Annotated in this window: 16 protein-coding genes; 8 read left to right on the plus strand and 8 right to left on the minus strand. The window is 68.7% G+C overall.

Translation table 11 applies throughout. The features are described from left to right. Positions 1 to 320: 320 nt before the first annotated feature. Positions 321 to 740, minus strand: coding sequence for a hypothetical protein (locus ABD209_RS04495; protein WP_344062715.1), 420 nt, complete (start codon positions 738 to 740; stop codon positions 321 to 323). A gap of 93 nt (positions 741 to 833) precedes the next feature. Here ABD209_RS04495 and ABD209_RS04500 point away from each other — a divergent pair, with 93 nt between their 5' ends. Beyond that, entirely contained in the window at positions 834 to 1,466 is a 633-nt protein-coding gene (locus tag ABD209_RS04500) for a TetR family transcriptional regulator (RefSeq protein ID WP_344062718.1), read from the plus strand. Positions 1,467 to 1,490: 24 nt separating this feature from the next. Next, positions 1,491 to 4,064 (plus strand): MMPL family transporter, encoded by a 2,574-nt coding sequence (locus ABD209_RS04505; RefSeq protein ID WP_344062721.1) that lies wholly within the window; start codon positions 1,491 to 1,493, stop codon positions 4,062 to 4,064. Positions 4,065 to 4,120: 56 nt separating this feature from the next. Here the strand turns inward: ABD209_RS04505 and ABD209_RS04510 are convergent, their stop codons facing one another. From ABD209_RS04510 to ABD209_RS04530, 5 genes are read right to left on the minus strand one after another with little or no spacing between them, the layout of a single operon-like run. Further along, positions 4,121 to 4,732, minus strand: coding sequence for a DsrE/DsrF/DrsH-like family protein (locus tag ABD209_RS04510; protein ID WP_344062725.1), 612 nt, complete (start codon positions 4,730 to 4,732; stop codon positions 4,121 to 4,123). Positions 4,733 to 4,748: 16 nt separating this feature from the next. Next, positions 4,749 to 5,066 carry a TusE/DsrC/DsvC family sulfur relay protein gene (locus tag ABD209_RS04515; RefSeq protein ID WP_344062728.1) on the minus strand — a complete coding sequence of 106 codons (318 nt, stop codon included), beginning with the start codon at positions 5,064 to 5,066 and terminating at the stop codon, positions 4,749 to 4,751. A 5-nt stretch (positions 5,067 to 5,071) separates the two neighbouring features. Further along, on the minus strand, positions 5,072 to 6,313 hold the full coding sequence (sqr, locus tag ABD209_RS04520; RefSeq protein WP_344062731.1) for a type III sulfide quinone reductase, selenoprotein subtype: 1,242 nt from the start codon (positions 6,311 to 6,313) through the stop codon (positions 5,072 to 5,074). Positions 6,314 to 6,345: 32 nt separating this feature from the next. Then, positions 6,346 to 7,410, minus strand: a complete 1,065-nt coding sequence (locus ABD209_RS04525) for a DUF2332 domain-containing protein (protein WP_344062734.1) — start codon at positions 7,408 to 7,410, stop codon at positions 6,346 to 6,348. A gap of 58 nt (positions 7,411 to 7,468) precedes the next feature. After that, the gene (locus tag ABD209_RS04530; protein ID WP_344062737.1) at positions 7,469 to 8,242 is read right to left on the minus strand and encodes a hypothetical protein; all 774 of its coding nucleotides are present in this window, start codon (positions 8,240 to 8,242) and stop codon (positions 7,469 to 7,471) included. Between the two features lie 220 nt (positions 8,243 to 8,462). On the opposite strand from ABD209_RS04530, the gene ABD209_RS04535 reads away from it, so the two are divergent. Continuing rightward, complete coding sequence (locus ABD209_RS04535) at positions 8,463 to 9,743, plus strand: DUF1565 domain-containing protein (protein WP_344062740.1); 1,281 nt, start codon at positions 8,463 to 8,465, stop codon at positions 9,741 to 9,743. Between the two features lie 60 nt (positions 9,744 to 9,803). Here ABD209_RS04535 and ABD209_RS04540 read toward each other — a convergent pair whose 3' ends face one another. Further along, complete coding sequence (locus ABD209_RS04540) at positions 9,804 to 10,976, minus strand: PQQ-dependent sugar dehydrogenase (protein ID WP_344062743.1); 1,173 nt, start codon at positions 10,974 to 10,976, stop codon at positions 9,804 to 9,806. A 130-nt stretch (positions 10,977 to 11,106) separates the two neighbouring features. On the opposite strand from ABD209_RS04540, the gene ABD209_RS04545 reads away from it, so the two are divergent. Both ABD209_RS04545 and ABD209_RS04550 read left to right on the plus strand, forming a co-directional pair. After that, complete coding sequence (locus tag ABD209_RS04545) at positions 11,107 to 12,363, plus strand: multidrug effflux MFS transporter (RefSeq protein ID WP_344062745.1); 1,257 nt, start codon at positions 11,107 to 11,109, stop codon at positions 12,361 to 12,363. A 22-nt stretch (positions 12,364 to 12,385) separates the two neighbouring features. Continuing rightward, positions 12,386 to 13,213, plus strand: a complete 828-nt coding sequence (locus ABD209_RS04550) for a PhzF family phenazine biosynthesis protein (RefSeq protein WP_344062748.1) — start codon at positions 12,386 to 12,388, stop codon at positions 13,211 to 13,213. Positions 13,214 to 13,383: 170 nt separating this feature from the next. Here the strand turns inward: ABD209_RS04550 and ABD209_RS04555 are convergent, their stop codons facing one another. Beyond that, positions 13,384 to 13,791, minus strand: coding sequence for a DUF2237 family protein (locus tag ABD209_RS04555; protein WP_344062751.1), 408 nt, complete (start codon positions 13,789 to 13,791; stop codon positions 13,384 to 13,386). A 97-nt stretch (positions 13,792 to 13,888) separates the two neighbouring features. Here ABD209_RS04555 and ABD209_RS04560 point away from each other — a divergent pair, with 97 nt between their 5' ends. From ABD209_RS04560 to ABD209_RS04570, 3 genes are all read left to right on the plus strand, one after another. Continuing rightward, positions 13,889 to 15,379: an MFS transporter gene (locus ABD209_RS04560; protein WP_344062753.1), complete on the plus strand. Its 1,491-nt coding sequence runs from the start codon at positions 13,889 to 13,891 to the stop codon at positions 15,377 to 15,379. Between the two features lie 103 nt (positions 15,380 to 15,482). Then, a complete protein-coding gene (locus ABD209_RS04565) occupies positions 15,483 to 15,932 on the plus strand; it encodes a Fur family transcriptional regulator (protein ID WP_344062755.1) in 450 nt (149 codons plus the stop codon). Next, positions 15,929 to 18,550 (plus strand): alpha-amylase family glycosyl hydrolase, encoded by a 2,622-nt coding sequence (locus tag ABD209_RS04570; RefSeq protein ID WP_344062759.1) that lies wholly within the window; start codon positions 15,929 to 15,931, stop codon positions 18,548 to 18,550. Before ABD209_RS04565 ends, ABD209_RS04570 begins: the two co-directional genes overlap by 4 nt. The last annotated feature ends 1 nt before the right edge of the window (position 18,551 follow it).

Raw genomic sequence — 18,551 nt, forward strand, 5'->3', positions numbered from 1 at the left:
GACCCCCGACGACCCCCACCAAGCCCGGCACCGCGTCATCTGGAACCTCACCCCCGGCAGCTACGACACCCACCTCACCCAATGGCGACGAACATCCGCCTGACGCCGCATGCGCACGCGCCTTCGATTCCGCGCATCAAGCTGTGCACTCGCCGCTCGGTGTGACGGGAGCACGCGCAGGGCTCCAATCGGGCGTGCAGAAATTGTCGCTTCCGGACAGGGCCATGCGCGCCCAGGGCGGCAGCATGCCTGAGCGAGGTGGCCCCCGCTCACCTGGCGATCACCCGCAGCATGACGCAGACCAAGTCGGAGCCTCGTGCTCAGGCCGACCCCTCGACTCGATCGAGCACCTCTCGGAGGACGGCGGCTTGCCTGAGCAAATCCGCCGCCCGCTCATCCTGGCGATCACCGGGTCGTTGAAAAGTGTGGGCCGCGTGCTCGTGCTCAGCGATCTCGCGCTCGACGACGGCCCGCGCGTCGGCCCAGGTCAACACCCCTCGCTCGACGTCGGCCGCCCCCACGCCGATGGCGCTGGCCTCGATCGCCCCCGAAGCGGGCACCGACTCGATCGGCACGGCTTCAGCATTATCGAGGGCAGCGAGCGCAGCGCGCGTGGCAGCGCGCGCCGACGCATCGCGCGCCTTCATGGCCCGCAAGCGTTCGACGCTCAGGATCGCTCGCAGCCGAGCGACCAACTGTTCCGTCGTCGGGCTCGCCATCGGGTCAGAGTCCATGGTCATCCCCTAGTCGTAACCCCCCGTCCCCGTAAAGTCCACCTATTTGCACCACAGGCAAACTTGCACTAAGTGCATCTTGAGAGCCATAATGGGTACGTGCTACTCCGTGACTGTGCCATCGACAATCTCCGCGAGCGCAAGAAGGCGCAGACAACGACGGCACTGGTGGACTCGGCATACGGGCTCGTCGCGGAACGCGGGCTCGGCGCAGTCAACGCGGACGCCGTCGCGGCGCGCGCGGGCGTGTCACGCCGGACCTTCTTCAACTACTTCCCCAGCGTGGAAGCCGCGCTCGCCCACGGCATCGGCGAATTCCTCGAAGACCTCAAGGGGCGCCTGAACGACCGGCCTGCCGACGAGAGCGTCATGGAATCGCTCGAACTGATGCTCGGCGGCCCGGCCGACCCGGCCTTCCTGCAACGCATCCTCCAACTCGGTTCCGTGGGCGCGCCCGACCTGCAGGCCCGGGCGGTCCTGCACGGTGCGGTCGACGCCTGGCTGCCGTGGTTGATCGATCACCTGCGCAGACGCCTGCCGGCCGGCACGGACGCCCTGTATGCCGTGCACCTCGCCCTCGCGGTGACGGCCGGCACCCAAGCGGCCATCCATGTGTGGGCCGAGCGCACCGACCGGGCGCTGACACCCGAGAGTTGTGCCGAGTTCCAGGCTCTCCTTGCGCGCAACGTACACACCCTCCGGACCGGCTTCGACGCTGCAGCGGTCGTCTGAAACTTCGACGCGAAAGTCGTTCTTATGGCTACATTTCTCTACCGTCTAGGCCGCTGGTGCGCCGACCGCGCCGGTCGCGTCATCGCCCTCTGGGTGGCCATCCTCTTGGCCGTCGGCGGCGCTGCCGCAAGTTTCGGCACACCGATGGCCAACCAGTTCACCATCCCCGGCAGCAACTTCCAGCGCGTCATGACCGAGCTCGGCGACTCCATCCCGCGCCTGAGCGGCGGCTTCGGGACGGTCGTCTTCGAAAGCTCAACGGGCTCGTTCACGCCCGCGCAGGAAGCGGCGATCAAGGCCACCGAGACCAAGTGGGCCAAGCTTCCGCACGTCACCTCGGTGATGAATCCCTTTGTCGCGCAAGATCAACTCGACTCGTCGGCCAAGAAGCTCGATGACGCCAAGACTGACCTCGACAAGGGTTTCGCCGAGCTGGACGCCAACCGGACCAAGCTCGACGACGCCCACTACAAGCTCGCCCAGGGCCAGGGCCTGATCCGCCTCGCGGAGCAGAAGAACCCGAAGGACCCGGGCCTGAAGACCCTCCGACCGCAGGTCGCCGACGCGGAATATCAACTCGCCGAAGGCGAACGCAAGTGGAGCGAGGGGCGCGACAAGCTCGAAGCCGCGCGGACGGCATACGAGCAGGGGCGCAGCCAGGTTGCCGCGATGGACGGGATGCGCTTCGTCACCAAGGACGGGCGGTATGCCGTCGCGCAGATCCAGTTCGACACCAATGCCCCGTCCGTGCCGTATGAGGTGCGGGCGCAAATCCCCGAGATCGGCGCCGAACTCGCGGCCGCGGGAGTGACGGCGACCTATTCCTCCGAGATCTCCCAGGAGCTCTCCCTCGTCGGTCCCGGTGAGGTGATCGGCCTGGCCATCGCCCTCATCGTGCTGATCGTCATGCTCGGCACCCTGATCGCCGCGGGCCTGCCGATCGCGGGTGCCCTGCTCGGCGTCGGCGTCGGACTCGGCGGCGCAGTGGCGGCCACGCACTTCTTCACGATGAACCAGATGACCCCGTCGCTCGCCTTGATGCTCGGCCTAGCGGTCGGCATCGACTATGCGCTCTTCATCGTCAACAAGCACCGGCAGATGTATCTCCACGGCATCGACCTGCGTGCCTCGATCGGCCGAGCCGTCGGGACCGCGGGCAGCGCCGTGGCCTTCGCCGGAGCGACCGTGGTGATCGCCCTCGCCGCCTTGGTGTTGTCGGGGATACCGATGCTGGCCCAGATGGGCTTGGTCGCCGCCGGCACGGTCGCCGTCTCGGTGCTGGTCGCGCTGACCCTTACCCCGGCGCTGCTGCGCCTGATGGGCCCGCGCGTCGCGAGCAAGCGCACCTGGCGCGCCAGCGGGTATGCCGTCCCCGGCGACCATGCCACGCGCGTCGCTCCCGCCTCTGGCCAGGAGCACGAGGAGGAGCACGGCGGGTGGTATGTCGCCCTGATCACCCGCAAGCCCTGGCTCACCATCGCCGGCGTCATCGCCCTGGTCGCGGTGCTCGCGTCGCCCGCGCTGACCCTGCGGCTCGGCCTGCCGGACGGCGGGACCGAGCCCCGCACCAGCACGGCCTACGCCACCTATCAGAGAGTCGGATCGGAGTTCGGCAAGGGGATGAACGGGCCGATCCTCGCTGTGGCGACGCTGGACGCGCCGGCCACGACCGACGAGGCGCTGCGGGCCACCGAAAGTGAGCTGGCGACTCGCCTGGCCGGCGTCACGGGCGTGCGCAGCGTTGCCGTCGCCGGCGTGTCCGACGACAAATCGGTCATCGCACTTCAGGTCGTCCCCACCTCTGGGCCGGCCGATGCGGAGACCGTCGAGACCGTGCATGCCCTCTCCGAGCGGCTGGCCTTCATCGGCGACGAGACCGGCAGCACGATCGGCATCACCGGTCAGACCGTCGCGAATATCGAGATCTCCCAGCGGCTGGCCAACGCACTCCCCGGCTACCTCGCGACGGTTGTCGGGCTCTCGCTGGTCATCCTGCTCCTGGTCTTCCGCTCGGTCCTGGTGCCGGTCATCGCGACCGCCGGCTTCCTCCTGAGCGTGGCTGCCGCCTTCGGCGTCACCGTCGCTGTCTACCAATGGGGTTGGCTGGCAAACGTTTTCGGCGTGACTCAGCCCGGGCCGATCATGTCGTTCACCCCGATCATCCTCATCGGCGTGCTTTTTGGCCTGGCCATGGACTACCAGATGTTCATGGTGTCGGGCATGCGCGAGGCGCACGTCCACGGGGAGCCCGCGCGGCGCGCCGTGCGCACCGGCTTCCTGCACGGCGCGAAGGTCGTCACGGCCGCGGCGCTGATCATGTTCTCGGTGTTTGGCGGCTTCGTCTTCTCCCACCTGACGATGATCCGGCCGATCGGCCTGAGCCTGGCCGTCGGTGTCGTCGTCGACGCCGTCCTGGTCCGGATGACGCTGACCCCCGCGATCATGCACCTGCTCGGTGAGCGGGCCTGGTGGATGCCGAAGTGGCTCGACCGGGTGGTGCCGAATGTGGACGTCGAAGGAGCAGGCCTGACCGCGCAACTCGCGGACGAAGAGCCTAGGGCTGCGGCGAAGACTGCGGACCTGGCACCGGTTGGCTGACCCAACCGGCCCGCGCACCCCCTCATCGTCGGTGGGGGGCGGGAGCGGGGAGGGAGTCAGACAAAGATGGTCTGGGCGCCGGCGCTGATCTCGATGAAGTCGGCAGCGCTGATGACGCCCTCGACGCCCGGGTGCAGATCAGCTTCGAGCATCTTCATCATGTCGAAGGAGAGCTTGCAGGCATACATGTGCACCCCGGCCGCTTCGAGCAGGTCGAGGAACTCCGGGACGTCCGGGATCTCCAAGTCGGCCATCTGCTTCTTCATCATCGTGGTGGCGATTGCCGTCATGCCGGGCAGCTGGCCTATCAGTTGCGGCATCGACTTGTGCTCCAAGCCGGGGCGCAGGTAGCCGAGCTCGGCCATGTGCATCGCCGTATTGCCCAGCATCGTGAACTTCAGGTCGGCATTGGTCTTCTTGTTGATGATGTCCAGGCCCCAGAAGGTGAAGAAGATGTGCACCTCCACGCCCTCACCCGCGGCGGCGTTGCCGAGGATCAGGCCGGGATAGGCCATGTCGAGGTTGCCCTTGGAGCAGATCAGGGCGAGCTTGCGCGGGCCGGTAGGGGCGGCGGGGGCGACATACGTGCTCGGCACGTCGCTCGCGACCGGAGCCGGGGGGTGGCCGCCGAAGTCGGGGAGGATGAAGCCTTTGGGAATGGTGCGCATCGTGGGTCCTGGACGATCAGACGCAGCCGACCGGCTTGGGCAGGCCGGCGAGATAGGCCATCTTCTTGGCGGGCTTGCCGGGGAAGAGGGCGAAGAGGTCCTTGACGTCGAAGCCGCCGACGGCCTGCATCCGGCGCAGGGTCGGGGTCACGCCGGTTTTGGCGGCGTCATCGCGCATGAAATGCAATGGCGCCCAGTGCTTCTCGGTCAAGTGTTCAATCCCGACGAGTTCGGCGAGGACCGCCGCGAGTGGCTCGCTCCACTGCGTGCGATCGGTAAAGAAGCCCTCGTCGTTGACGGCGAAGGTGTAGCCCTCGATGGTGTTGGTGGGCATCGTGGTCAGGCCTTTCCGGCCGGGACCTTGCCGGCCATCGACATCGCGTTGGGGACGGGAAGCGGGTGCCCGGGCAGCAGGAGATTCCAATAGATCTTCTCGAAGGCGAGCTTGCCGAGGTGGTTGCGTCGCGACTCACCGAGCAGGGTCAGCGGGCCCACCGGTGGATAGGGGAAGACCCCCGTCAGCGGCTCGGTGTCGTAGTTGAAGTCGAGCAGCATCGCCTTGCCGCGCCCGGATTCGACGAAGCAGTTGGCGTGCCCGTCGTAATGACTCGTCAGGGGCCGGCCGGCCATGGCCGCGACCAGATTGTCGACGACATGCTCGGCTTCGAAGTGTGCCACTGCCCCCGCCTTCGACGTCGGGACATTGGTGGCGTCGCCGATCGCGAAGATCCGCTCGTGCGCGGACGACTGCAGGGTGTGCTTGTCGACCGGGACGAAGCCGAGATCATCACCGAGGCCGGAGTCGATGACGAACTGCGCCCCCATGTTGACCGGGACGGTGACGAGCAGGTCGAAGGGCAGCCGCCGGCCGTCGAACCCGACCAGCGCCGGCGCTTCGGGGTCGACACGCTCGATCGCGAAGTCGGTGGCTAGCCGGATGCTGCGATCCTCCAACAGCCCGCCGAGCCGCTTCGACGCGACCGGCTTGGTGAAGGCACCGTCGAGCGGAGTGACATACGTGATGTCGACCTTGTGGCGAATGCGGCGACCGCGGAAGTAGTCGTCTGCCAGAAGAGCAAACTCCAGAGGCGCAACCGGGCACTTGATCGGCATCTCGCTGATGTGCACCAACAGCCGGCCACCGTCGAAGTCAGCAAGCGCCTGACGCAGCGCGGTCGAACCGGCAAGTGTGTAGAAGTCGAATGCCCTTGTCCGCCAAATTTTCTCGTCCGCCAACCCGGGAGTCTGCTCAGGCCGAGGCGAGGTGCCGGACGCGATGACCAGCCAGTCGTATGCCAGCTCCCGCCCGTCGGCGAGCGACACCGCCCGCCGCTCGGGGTCCACGCGTGTCACCGCGCCTTCGACAAAGGTCACACCGTCGGCAAGTTGGCCGCGTCGGGATCGCACGACGCGCTCCGGAGTGGACTTGCCGAAGGGAATGAAGAGATAGCCGGGCTGGTAGTGATGCGCATCGTCGCGGTCGACGACGGTGATCGAGTCATCAGGACCGAGGCGGCGCCGAAGCCGGTTCGCAAGCATCGTGCCGGCTGTTCCGGCCCCCAGGATCACCAGTGTGGCCATACCGCGACGCTATACCTCATGGGGTATCGAAATCAGCCGAGGTGACCCTTGCTTCCGCCGACCGCTCGGGGCTCGGGCAGGAGAAGCACGGGCGGGCCGTGGTGGTGGCTACGGGCGATCAGCCGGCCGTCGAGGCGCAGCTCGGGCCCATGGGTGGAGATGTCGTAGCCGCCTCCCGTCTGGCGCGGCGGCACGCCCTCCATGCTCAGGTGGGCCAACGGCATACGGGCTCGTGCAGACGCGACAACGTCGCGGACTGCAGCGGATTCCGCTGCGGGCCAATACTGTTCGGTGATCGATTGCCAGACGACCGTCAGGACGTCGCCTCGGGGCTGCGCCAGTTGAGATGCCAACCACGCGGACGCACCGGCAAGGTCGACGGCCACGGGGTGGGCTCGCCCGATGTCCAGCGCCGCCGCCAAGCGCTCGTGCCGCGCGAGGTCGAAGGGCCACACGAAGGACGTCAGATAGCGCGCGCCCTCCGGGGTCGAGGCAGCGACGGGATCGAGGTCACAACCGCGCCGCTCGACGATCTCCAGGTCGACCGGCCCGGCGTCGGCCGCCTGCGTGTCGAGCACCAACGGACTCGATGGCGATCCCCACGCCCAGCCCGGTCCGGTGATGCGATATCGGTCGACATTGAGGTTCAGGCCGGCCGATGCGCCGGGCTCGAGCAGTCGCACGCGCCTGATCCCGCTCACCCGGACCGCCGCGAACAGGCCGACGGCGAGCATCGCTGACCGGCCGACCTCATTGGTCTGCGGCGGGATCGCCAGCGCTGCCCGCAACTCCTCGACGTGCGCGAGCAGCACGGGCTCCGCGACCGGCCAGACGCCGTCGGCCGGGGCGGCCCCACCAAGACTCGGATAGAACGCCGCGAGTGGGGGCGCCTCACCGCGCAGCACGATGCGGAAGAGCCCGGCCAGGAGGCGCAATTGCACCGCATCGCCCCGACTCGCGGTGCCGACGACATCGCGGCAGATCAGGGCCGTGACGCCACCGGCGTCCAGGTCGTCGGCCAGGTGGTCGAGTAGGACGCCGTAGAGGTGCTCGCGGTGCCCAAAATGCTGGCGGAATTGGTCGGCGAGAGTCGGCACCCACCCACTGTGCCGCACCAACGCGGAGTCAGCCGCGCCGAGGGCGAGGTCGCGATCCTCAGTTGGTCGGCGACGCCGTGGAGCCGGGTAGGCGCGGGTCGGTGACGCCGCCCTGGCCGGTGCCGCTCTGGCCATCCATCCCGGGCTGTCCAGCCATGCCGTGATCGCCATCCATGCCGTGGTGGCCGCCCATCCCGCCAGGACCACGGCCCAGGCCGGTCTCGACGGTGATCGTCTTCAGATCCGCCGACACCTGGACACGCACCGGCGCACCCGCCTTCGTGCCGAACGCGTCATACGACCCGTCCTCATCCTTCTGCACGCCCGCAACCGTGACGGCCGAATCCTTCGCCTTGATCGCGTCCGTGACCTTCGTCAACTCCGCACCCGTCACCGGCGTATGAGCGCCCCCGCCCATCCCGCCAGGACCACGGCCCAGGCCGGTCTCGACGGTGATCGTCTTCAGATCCGCCGACACCTGGACACGCACCGGCGCACCCGCCTTCGTGCCGAACGCGTCATACGACCCGTCCTCATCCTTCTGCACGCCCGCAACCGTGACGGCCGAGTCCTTCGCCTTGATCGCGTCGGTCACCTTCGTCAACTCCGCACCCGTCACCGGCGTATGAGCGTGCCCGCCGCTCCCGCGGAAGTCCTGCTTGCCGGTGGTGCCGCCCTCGCTGCCCGACGTGGAGCCGGAGGGCGCGGACGTAGACGTCGTATTGGGGGTGGAATCCGACGACGCGGCATACGCGATGGCGCCGCCGCCGGCCAGCAAGAGCCCAGCAGCGCCGACGGTGACGGCGGTCAGATTGGCCCGCTTGGATGCCATGGTGATGCACTCCTCGTGATCGAATGTGGGCGCCCAGGCGCCCCGACGTGAGCTGAACTCTGCGCGCCCAAGCTGTCACGAAGCTGTGGAGAAGCTACGACTTGGCCATCGCGTTCACCTGGCCGCGGGACATCAAGCATCGACCACAGGGCCCGTTCTCCGGTAGGTTGCCCGGAAACTCCGCAGTTCAGCCGACCGATCGACCTTGGGGGACCACCACATGACCGCCCGAAACATGCTCGCCAGCCTGCCGGTCCTCGGCATGGCTGCGCTCGCTCTCCAGCCCGCACCCGCCACCGCCGCCGGGACGACCATCGACGTCGCGGTGACCGGCAAGGACACGAACGCCGGCACCGCGGCCGCGCCCTTGAAGACCATCCAGGCGGCCATCAACAAGGCCACTCCCGGCACGACAATTCGGGTGCACAAGGGGACCTACTCCCAGCAGTTGATCATCCGTAAGTCGGGAAAGCCCGGGCTGCCGATCACCATCACCTCGGCCGGTGACGGCGAGGTCATCGTCACGTCCACCCAGCCCACCGAGAGCTGCGACAACCGCAAGCCCTCTCCCAACCGCACGATCTTGATCCAAGCTGGCTCCGACTACTGGAATTTCAGCAAGCTGACCATCGTCAACGGCGTCTACATCAATGGCGGCGGCGGTTACGAGGTCTACACCTGGCACGACGATCTCGTCGACGCGCACGTCTGGGAGCCTCGCCGCAAGGTCCCCGGCACCTTCAAATACGACCCCACGGGGGCCAAGGATGCGGTCAGTTATCTCTCCAAGGTGCTCGGGCGCGGACTCAACCCCTCCGACCACATCGAGATCACCGGCAACAAAATGTCCGGCCGGGGCATTCACGCCAGCTTTGCCCGCTTCGGGGCCATCAAGGACAACACCATCACCAATGTCGCGTGCGGCACCGGCCCAGGCGTCTGGATCATCACCTTCAGCAACTTCTGGGAGATCACCGGCAACGACGTCTCGCACATCGCGGACTCGGCAGGCAGCCACTTTATGCAGGAGGGCATCCGCCTCGGCACGGCCTCCAACTACAACCACGTGGCCAACAACTATGTCCACGACCTGGGCGATGACGGCCGCGGCATCGCCACCGATGTCGACGCGAGCTACAACCTCTTCGAGAACAACAACGTCGTCAACGCCCCCATCGGTTACAACGACGAGATGTCCGGCTGGGGCAACACCTGGCGCAACAATGTGGCCAGCAACTTCAAGATCCTCGGCTTCGGCTTCCGCATGAAGGACGCCGTCCTCAAGCTGCCCAGCAAGGACACCAGCACCTGGTATTCGATCGTCGACGGCAACAAGGCCATCGGGGGACGCAGGGGGGCCGCCGGGCTGTCGATCGGCGCCATCGGCGGGAGCAAGTTCACCAACAACAGCTTCGGTTATATCAACCTCGGCGCGTATGTCGCGGGCTACTGGGCCAAGCAGGGCAACACCTGGAACGGCACCACCCAGCCCCCCAAATAGGTCGCGGCGCCCTGAACGTCGCATCCATGGTTTCGTCACCACGGCCTAGGGTTCGACCTTTCAGGGCGCGACCGGGGTCACCCGCAGCACGACATCGCTCGCGCTGCCGTTCGAGGTCAGGATGTAGAGCGCACCGTCCGGTGCCTGGCGGATGGTGCGCAGGCGGCCATACGTCCCGGCCAGCTCGGGCACCGAGCCCACTGCCGTGACGGCGCCGGCAGCATCCATCGTCAAGGTGAGCACGGCCGAGCCCTTGAGTTGCGCGACGAAAGCCTGACCGTCATACGCCCCCCAAGCGGCACCAGTGACAAAACTCATCCCACTGGTTGCGAGCGTCGGCACCCCCGAGGACCACACGGCCGCAATGGCTTTCGGAAATTTCACGAGGTCGGTCATCGGGACCTGCTGGTAATAGCCGGGAGCCCCGGACGGGTCGACGGGGTTCCAGCCGTAGTTCGCCGCCTTCTTGACCTGGTTGACCTCGTCGTCCCAGTCCGGCCCGTGCTCAGCATTGAAGATCTGCGTCGTGCCCGGCCGGAGAGCAAGGCCTTGGACATTGCGGTGCCCGTAGTTCCACACGAAGCGACGCGGCGTGGTCGCGCTCGCCCACGGGTTGCCGGCGGGGACTGCGCCCGAGCGGCGCACGCGCAGGATCTTGCCGGCCAGGCTGTCGCGATTCTGCGGAGCGCCCGCCTGGCCCGCGTCGCCGGTGCCGATCATCAACGCGCCGTCCGGGGCGTTGAGCAGTCGGCAGCCGAAATGCGGTTGGCCGAACGGTATGCCGGCGATGACGGGCGCGCCCACCCGCGACGCGACGGTCCCGGCAGCGTTGAGGCGCCAGCGCACGACGCGGACGTCATTCGGCGCCTTGTGGGTCTGACAGGTGTAGAAGAGGCGATTGGTCGCGAAGCCGGGATCCACGACCAGGCCCATCAGGCCCCCCGGTTTGGCGAGATTCAGGTCCCCCAGCGGCGCCGACACCCTCTGCAAGGTGCTGCCGGGCGCGGTCGACCCCAGCCACAGCCGGCCGGGGCGTTCGGTGAGCAGATAATGCGTCGCGTCGATGAAGTCGAGATCCCAGGGGATGTCCAGCCCGCTCGCGACGACCTGGATGTCGAGTCCGGGCTCACCCTCGCGTGGGCTCACGCCGGAAATGGCCGCTGTGGCTGCGGCCAGACCCACGCCCGTCGCACCCAGTGCCGCCAGCACAGCCGTGCCGACTTGTCCCTTCATCGTCGCCTCCCTCGCGCCATCCCATGATGGCAACTCGACCGCGAACAGGGAAGGCCCTGCGCGGCGCACCTTGCCATGCTTGCCGTATGCCGTCCGCTCCCCTCCGCGCCCATCGGCCGACAGGCGCGATGTGAGCGCCGCCACATCGTTGTCGCGTCGACGAGCGACGATCGTGATTCCGCTGGTGCTTGCCGGGCTCTCGACGCTCGGCCCGTTCAGCATCGATGCACCCTTTCCGGCCTTCCCACAGATGGGCACGGACTTCGGGGTCGACGCGGCGCAGATGCAGCTCGTCGTCAGCGCCTATCTCTTCGCCTTCGGCGCGATGAGCGTCTTCCACGGGCCGATCTCGGACGCGCTGGGACGCAAGCCGGTGATGCTCGCAGGAGTCACGGCATACGGGATCGCCTCTCTCGCAGCGGCCTTCGCTCCCAACCTGGCGGTCTTGCTGCTCTGCCGGGTGGCCCAAGGCATCTCCGCCGGGGGCGGTGTCATCGTCAGCCGAACGATCATCCGCGACCTTTTCGAGGGCGCCGAGGCGCAGCGATTGATGAGCCGCGTGACCATGATCTTCGGCCTGGCCCCCGCGATCGCCCCGGTCGTCGGCGGCGCACTGCTGCAGATCGGCCGCTGGCCGGTGATCTTCGTCTTCCAGGCCGGGATCGCGCTCGCGCTGATCTCGGCGGTGACCCTCCTCCTTCCGGAGACCCACCCGGCGAGCCGGCGCACCTCGCTGTCGATCGGCGGGGTGCTGCAGCCGCTGGGCCGAGTCGCCCGTGATCTGGCCTACCAGCGGCTGGCCTGGGCGGCGCTGCTGGCGCAGGCGTCGTGGTTCATCTATATCGGTGGCGCCGCCATCTACGTTGCCGGTCTGCTCGGCCGCGGGGAGAGCGACTACTGGGTGCTCTTCTTCCCGATGGTGGCGGGCGTGATCCTGGGGTCGTGGGTCAGCGGGCGGACCGCGGGGCGGATCGGTGGCCGGGCGATCATCAGCATCGGCTTCGGGATCACCGCCCTGGGGGCGCTCCTCGGCGTGGCGCTGGCGAGCCTGCCGGGTGCTGCCACCGTGCCCAGCGCGATCATCGCGCCGTCGGTGATGACCTTCGGTGCGTGCGTGGCCTACCCGACAACGCAACTCTCCCTTCTCGATCTCTTCCCCGCCAACCGCGGCGCTGCGGCCTCGCTGGGCGCCTGCCAGGGTCTGATCTTCAATGCGTCCGTCACCGCTTGGCTCGTGCCCTCGCTTGCCGGAGCGGTGCGGGATTTTGCGATTGCTGCCGTGGTTCTGTGCGCCGGGTGCCTCGCGCTGTGGACCTGGCATCTGCTCGCCGCGCGCCGGCCACTGCCGACTCCGGAGCACACGGAAACTCTAGAGCCCGAGTTCTGAAGCGTGGGTAGGGTTGCGGGTCATGGACTTTCGTCAAATCGACGTATTCGGTTCGGCGGGCCTGCGCGGCAATCCGCTTGCGGTCGTGCATGACGCGGATGACCTGACCGACGCGCAAATGGCGGCCTTCGCCAACTGGACCAATCTCTCCGAGACGACCTTCCTGCTCCCGCCCACGCATCCCGACGCGGACTATTGCGTGCGCATCTTCACGACCGGCAAGGAACTCCCTTTCGCCGGTCACCCCACCCTGGGAACCGCCCACGCCTGGCTCGAGGCCGGCGGTGTGCCCCAGACGGACGGTGTGGTGATCCAAGAGTGTGGCGCCGGGCTGGTGCCGGTGCGCCGGGGTGAGCGACTGGCGTTCGCCGCGCCACCACTGACCCGCACCGGACCGGTGGATCACGACGTGCTGGCGCGGATCGGACGGGCGTGCGCGCTCGCACCTGGTGACGTGCTCGCCGCCGAATGGATCCAGAACGGGCCGGCCTGGATCGGTGTGGAACTGACGTCCGCCGCGGCCGTGCTCGCCCTTGATCCCGACCCGGTGCTGGCCCGCGGGATCTCTTTCGGCGTGGTCGGCCGCCATGACGGCGGCGGGCCGGCGGATGTCGAAGTGCGAGCCTTCTTCAGCGACGGCCAGGGGCTCGAGGAGGACCCGGTGACCGGCAGCCTGAACGCCGGGATCGCCCAATGGCTGATCAGCGCCGGCCGGCTGCCGAGCCAGTATGTCGCGCGCCAGGGCACCGCGCTCGGACGCGATGGCCGGGTCTACGTCGAGGCGCTTGGCGAGGACGTCTGGATCGGCGGCTCGACCCGCACGCTGATCCGGGGCACGGTCACACTCTGAGACCGCACCGGGCCACCGGCCGCGTGGTGACCAGCGGACACTCCCCGACATGGCGATGTGAACAGAACTCGTCAGCGGGCGCGCCCAGCCCCAACTCGACGGCCTGAATTGTCCTCTCGACGTTCTGGATTTGTCCGCTCGACGGGCGGAGCGCGGGGCTGCTTGGGGTGTCAGGCTTGCGGGTGGTCGAGGAGGGCGGAGGGATCGTCGGGGACGTCGACGGCATACCGCTGGAGGACGGCGAGGTCGATGATCTCGAGGGCTCGCTCATTGGTGGCCGCGAGCACGACCGGTGCCGCGGCCCCGTCCTGATGTGCCTGCAGCCAGCGGGCGGCGACCACGCACCAGCGATCCCCAGGGCGCAGACCGGGGAAGTGCCATTCGGGACGGGGCGTGACCAGGTCGTTGCCCACGCCGGCCTGGTGCGCGAGGAAGTCCTCGGTCATCACGGCGCACACGGCATGGCGACCGAGATCGTCCGGTCCGCAGTTGCAGCTGCCGTCGCGGTAGTAGCCGGTCACCGGATCCAGGCCGCACTCCTGCAATGGCCCGCCCAGAACATTGCGCTCGCTCGTCACTCCCCCAGCCTGCCAGGTGACCCGGCGCGCCACATCGAGCACGAGTCGTCCGCGCCGAATCCTTGGGGTTGTGGGTGGGATTTGTCAGGATGAGACCGTGGCCCGACCGACGCCTCCGCCGCCCCCGCCTCGCGGGTGGCGCGGCGACCCTGCGCCGCGGCACGACGACCGGCACCTCGGCGACGACACCGTCGCGGACGGCACGTATGACGAGTGGACGGATGAGGACACCGAGCCCCTCGCCCGCCGCGAACGAATGCGTACCGTCGGCCGGGCCCTTCGACGCGGTGCGCGCGCGACCGGGCGCGGCACGGCGCGCGCCATCGGCCAGGGGACGCGGGCCGGCGCGCGCCGCTATCAGGCCTTCGCCCAGGCCGACGGCGCGGACGCGAGCGGCCTGGCGCGGCTGATCCAACTGCATACGGTCAATGTCGCCGGCGACGCGGCCTTGACGGTCTCGCTCGCGGGAACGGTCTTCGCGCTGCCCACCGACGAGGCCCGCAGCAAGGTCGCCCTCTTCCTGGCCCTGACAATGGCGCCCTTCGTGCTGCTGGCGCCCCTGATCGGGCCGTTGCTGGACCGCTTCCGACACGGGCGGCGCTGGGCGATCGGCACCACCTTGGCCACCCGGGCCTTTCTCAGCTGGGTCCTCGCCGGCGCCCTCGTGACGAACTCGGCCTGGCTCTTCCCGGCCGCTCTCGGCGCTTTGGTGGCCAGCAAGTCGTATGCCGTGACCCGCGCCGCCGCCGTCCCTCGCCTGCTGCCCGACGGGATCACGCTGGTCAAGGCCAATGCGCGGGTCAATATCGTCGGCCTGCTCGGCATGATCGCCGGCGGCGCGATCGCCGGTGCGCTGGCCAAGATCGGCCCGGAGTGGTCGCTGCGCGCGGCCTTCCTCATCTATGTCGTCGGCACCGTCCTGGCCATCCGGCTGCCGGCCCGCGTGGATTCCGACCGCGGCGAGGCCGACTTCGCCGAGGGCGAGAGCGCGACCCCGGCGCGCCGGATGCGGGCGTTGCCCGTGCTGGTGCGCTACGTCCTGTGGGTGTGCACGGGTGCCCGGATGCTCTCGGGCTTCCTCACCCTGTTCATGGCCTTCCTCATGCGCGTGCACCCCATCGCGGGGATGAGCGGGTCGCTGGTGCTGGGGCTCGTCGCCGGAGCCGCTGGGTTGGGCAATGCCTCCGGGAGTTTCATCGGCAACCGGCGCCACCTGCCCCCACCGGAGGTCATCGCAACCGTCCTGATCGCGCTCGCCGGAGCGGCCACGCTCGCGGTCACCTTCTTCTATTCGGTATGGACGCTCGTGGCGGTCGGCCTGATCGCCGGGCTCTTCTCGCAACTGGGCAAACTCAGCCTCGACGCCCTCATCCAGCGGGAGGTCGCGGACCGGCAGCGGGCCCGGGTCTTTGCCTGGTCGGAGACGCTGCTGCAGACCTTCTGGGTCGTCGGTGGGGCGGTCGGCATCGCCATCCCGCTGAATCCGACGCTCGGCTTCGGGGTGATCACCGGCCTGGTCGCCGTCGCGTTGCTGGCTGCCCTGCGCTCGCGCGCGACGGGTACTCGATTGCCCGGTCCCGCCGGCTGACCAGCCGGGTCCGGCGCGCGCGATCCGGGCGGCTTCGCCGTGGCCTCGGCCCCGCTCGCGCCAGTGTTCGACTCGAGGTGCGAGTCGTAGGCACAATTGCCGGATGACCGACCCGGACGTTGACGACCTCATCGACGAGGTGGCCGAGCGATTCCGGGAACGGGGCGAGCGGATGACAAGCCAGCGACGTGCGGTCGTGCGCGCCCTGGCCGCCACACCCGGTCACCTCAGTGCCGAGGATATCCAGGCTCTCGCCGATCACGGCACGCTGCACCTGAGCAGCATCTATCGCAGCCTCGAAGCCCTGGCGGCCGTCGGCGTCGTGCAGCACATCCATCTCGGCCACGGCGCCACCGCTTATCACCTGGCGAGGGCGGGTGCGCATCTGCACCTCGAGTGCCGGGTCTGCGGCGCGATCAGCGACCTGCCCGTCCGCGTGCTCGATGGGGTGGCCGCAACTCTGCGCACCGATCACGCCTTCGTCCTCGAACCCGCCCATACCGCCTTGTCCGGCCGCTGCGCCGGCTGCGCCGATCACGAAATGAGCCGATGAACTTCCTCAGGCCGCTGGCCGCCTTTCCGACACCGCGCGACCCCGATTCCTGGGCGGGCGCAGCCTGGCCGCTCGGCGCCCACGTCGACCGAGAGGGCGCCACTGTGACGTTCGCGGTCGCCGCGCCCGAGGCGACGCGTGTGCTCCTGGAGGTGTATGCCCGCCCGACCGGCGTCGCCGCCCTCGCCGCTATCGACCTCGCGCGGGGCGCGGACGGGGTCTGGCGAGCCCGTGTCGCCGGTCTCGGCCCGGGCGCGCATTACGGCTATCGGGTCTGGGGCCCGGGCTGGAACCTCGACCCGGCCTGGGCACCCGGCAACAGCAGTGCCGGCTTCGTCGCCGATCGCGGGCCGCGCGGGCAGCGGTTCAACCCCAACAAGGTCCTCACCGACCCGTATGCCCGCGAGATCTCCCACAGTCCGGCGAGCCCGGACGTCGTGGCGGCAGGCGCGGACGGCGGGGTCTTCGGCTGGGGGCCGCGCGACTACCGGGGGCGACCGGTCCGCGAGTGGGACACCGCGGCATACGCCCCCAAGGCGATCGTGGTCTCTGACGCCACGACGACGGGCACCAAGCCGGCCGTGCCGGCGGAGTCCACCATCGTCTATGAGGCGCACGTGCGGAATCTGACCCTGCACCCGAGCGCCCGCAGGCTCGGCACCTATGTCGCGAACCTGCCCGGTTTCAGCGCAGTCACCGACGTCCCGGAGCCACTCCAGGGGACGTATGCCGGCGCGGCCCACCTTGCCCCCTATGTGAAGGCATTGGGCTGCAATGCGATCGAGCTCATGCCCGTGCAGGAAAGCAATGGCTCGGAGCTTTCCACGACCGGACCGTCCAATCACTGGGCGTATATGACGCTCGGCTATTTCGCGCCGAACCGGCAGTACGCCTTCGACAAGACGCCGGGCGGGCCGACCCGCGAGTTCAAAGAAATGGTGCGGACCTTCCACGAGCACGGCATCGAGGTCTATCTCGACGTCGTCTACAACCACACCGGCGAGGGCGGCAACTGGGGTGATCTCGACACCGTCGGGTTCACCGGCTTCGGGGGTTTCGCGACCACGGAGTACTACGTCCTGACCGACGCGGACCAGTTGGTCGACGGCGCGACGGGATGCGGCAACCAGACCGATATGTCGAGCGCGATCACCCGGGCACTGGTGACCGACTCACTCGAATACTGGTGCGACGCAATGGGCGTCGACGGTTTCCGTTTCGACCTGGCGCCGGTGCTCGGGCGTGCGCCGATGGCGCAGGCGCGCGAGGACTGGGCCGGACAGCGGCGCTTCTATCGTGATCACCCGCTGCTCACCGAGATCCGCGATCTGGCTCAGGCGCGCAATATCGAGGTCATCGCCGAGGCCTGGGATCTGTGGGGTTATGAGGTCGGCAACTTCCCGGACGGGTGGGCCGAATGGAACGGCCGCTACCGCGACGCCGTGCGCCGGTATCTCAAGGGTGACGGCAATGCCGGAGCGTTCATGGAGGTGATGAACGGTGACTACCGCAACTTCGCCGACCAGGGCGGGCCGCAGCGCTCGATCAACTTCATCACCGCGCACGACGGCTTCGCGATGCTGGATCTGGTCGCCTACGACCACAAGGACAACAGCCAGGCGTGGCCGTTCGGGCCCTCGGACGGCGGCTCGGACAGCAACGACTCCTGGGGCAGCGGGGGCGACCAGGCGCTCATCCGTCAGCGGCTGCGGAACTTCTGGGTGGCGCTCTATTTCGCCCGGGGCGTGCCGATGGTCTGCTCGGGCGATGAGTACGGCCGCACTCAGAACGGCAACAACAACCCCTACAACCTCAACACCATCGGGATGTGGAACAACTGGTCGGCGCTGGCGACCAATGCGCCCACATCGGTGCCGGTGGTCCCGGACGGCGCGGGTGCGGTCGATGCCCCGCAGGGTGCGGCGCTCGCGACCGTCCGCTATCGCGACGCCTTCGGACGAGCAGACTCGCCGTCGGGCGTCAACCCGCAGTTGGTGTTCGCGTCCTTCCTCGGGGCGCTGCGGCGTGATCACCCGGGGTTGCGGCAACGCTCATACGGCGATGCCGAGCTCGGCGGCACCGATGTCAGCTATGTCTTCTTCCAACCGGACCAGGCGGAGGCGCCGGCGGACGGCGATCGCGCCGTGCGCCTGTGGATCGATGCCGCTAGCGTCGGCGCCGCGGACTTCCTGCTGCTGATCAATATGGCGGATCAGCCGGTGGCTTTCGTTGTGCCGCAAGGGCCTTCATCGGTGTCGTGGCGGCGAATCATCGACACGGCCCACTTTTTCGAGGGCGGCTTCAACTGCTGGTCGCTCGAGCGCGGCAATGTCGTGCAGGGCACCTATGACGCGGCCGCGTGGTCGATCGTCGTGCTCGCCGAGGGTGCGCCTGGGCCGATCAGCGGCGAGGGCGGCCCGGGCAGTGGCGCCGGGGGTGGCCCGGGCGCTGGCGCCGGGGGTGGCCCGGGCGCTGGCGCCGGGGGTGGCTCGGGAGGTGGCGCCGGGGGTGGCCCGGGCGGCGGCCGGGCGAAGCAACCGCCGGGCAGGAGCGTGATCACCGCGATCACCGATGTCCTGGTGGACTCGGTGCGCGACTGGTTCCGCAGCCGCCGCTGAC

The organism is Nostocoides vanveenii (assembly GCF_039531165.1).
GTDB lineage: Bacteria > Actinomycetota > Actinomycetes > Actinomycetales > Dermatophilaceae > Nostocoides_A > Nostocoides_A vanveenii.

Excerpts from the sequence above, each read along its gene's own strand:
- ABD209_RS04515 (WP_344062728.1), bottom strand. The coding sequence starts at position 5,066 with ATGCCCACCAACACCATCGAGGGCTACACCTTCGCCGTCAACGACGAG.
- ABD209_RS04570 (WP_344062759.1), top strand. The coding sequence starts at position 15,929 with ATGAACTTCCTCAGGCCGCTGGCCGCCTTTCCGACACCGCGCGACCCC.
- ABD209_RS04505 (WP_344062721.1), top strand. The coding sequence starts at position 1,491 with ATGGCTACATTTCTCTACCGTCTAGGCCGCTGGTGCGCCGACCGCGCC.
- ABD209_RS04565 (WP_344062755.1), top strand. The coding sequence starts at position 15,483 with ATGACCGACCCGGACGTTGACGACCTCATCGACGAGGTGGCCGAGCGA.
- ABD209_RS04495 (WP_344062715.1), bottom strand. The coding sequence starts at position 740 with ATGACCATGGACTCTGACCCGATGGCGAGCCCGACGACGGAACAGTTG.
- ABD209_RS04510 (WP_344062725.1), bottom strand. The coding sequence starts at position 4,732 with ATGCGCACCATTCCCAAAGGCTTCATCCTCCCCGACTTCGGCGGCCAC.
- ABD209_RS04535 (WP_344062740.1), top strand. The coding sequence starts at position 8,463 with ATGACCGCCCGAAACATGCTCGCCAGCCTGCCGGTCCTCGGCATGGCT.
- ABD209_RS04530 (WP_344062737.1), bottom strand. The coding sequence starts at position 8,242 with ATGGCATCCAAGCGGGCCAATCTGACCGCCGTCACCGTCGGCGCTGCT.
- ABD209_RS04540 (WP_344062743.1), bottom strand. The coding sequence starts at position 10,976 with ATGAAGGGACAAGTCGGCACGGCTGTGCTGGCGGCACTGGGTGCGACG.
- sqr (WP_344062731.1), bottom strand. The coding sequence starts at position 6,313 with ATGGCCACACTGGTGATCCTGGGGGCCGGAACAGCCGGCACGATGCTT.
- ABD209_RS04550 (WP_344062748.1), top strand. The coding sequence starts at position 12,386 with ATGGACTTTCGTCAAATCGACGTATTCGGTTCGGCGGGCCTGCGCGGC.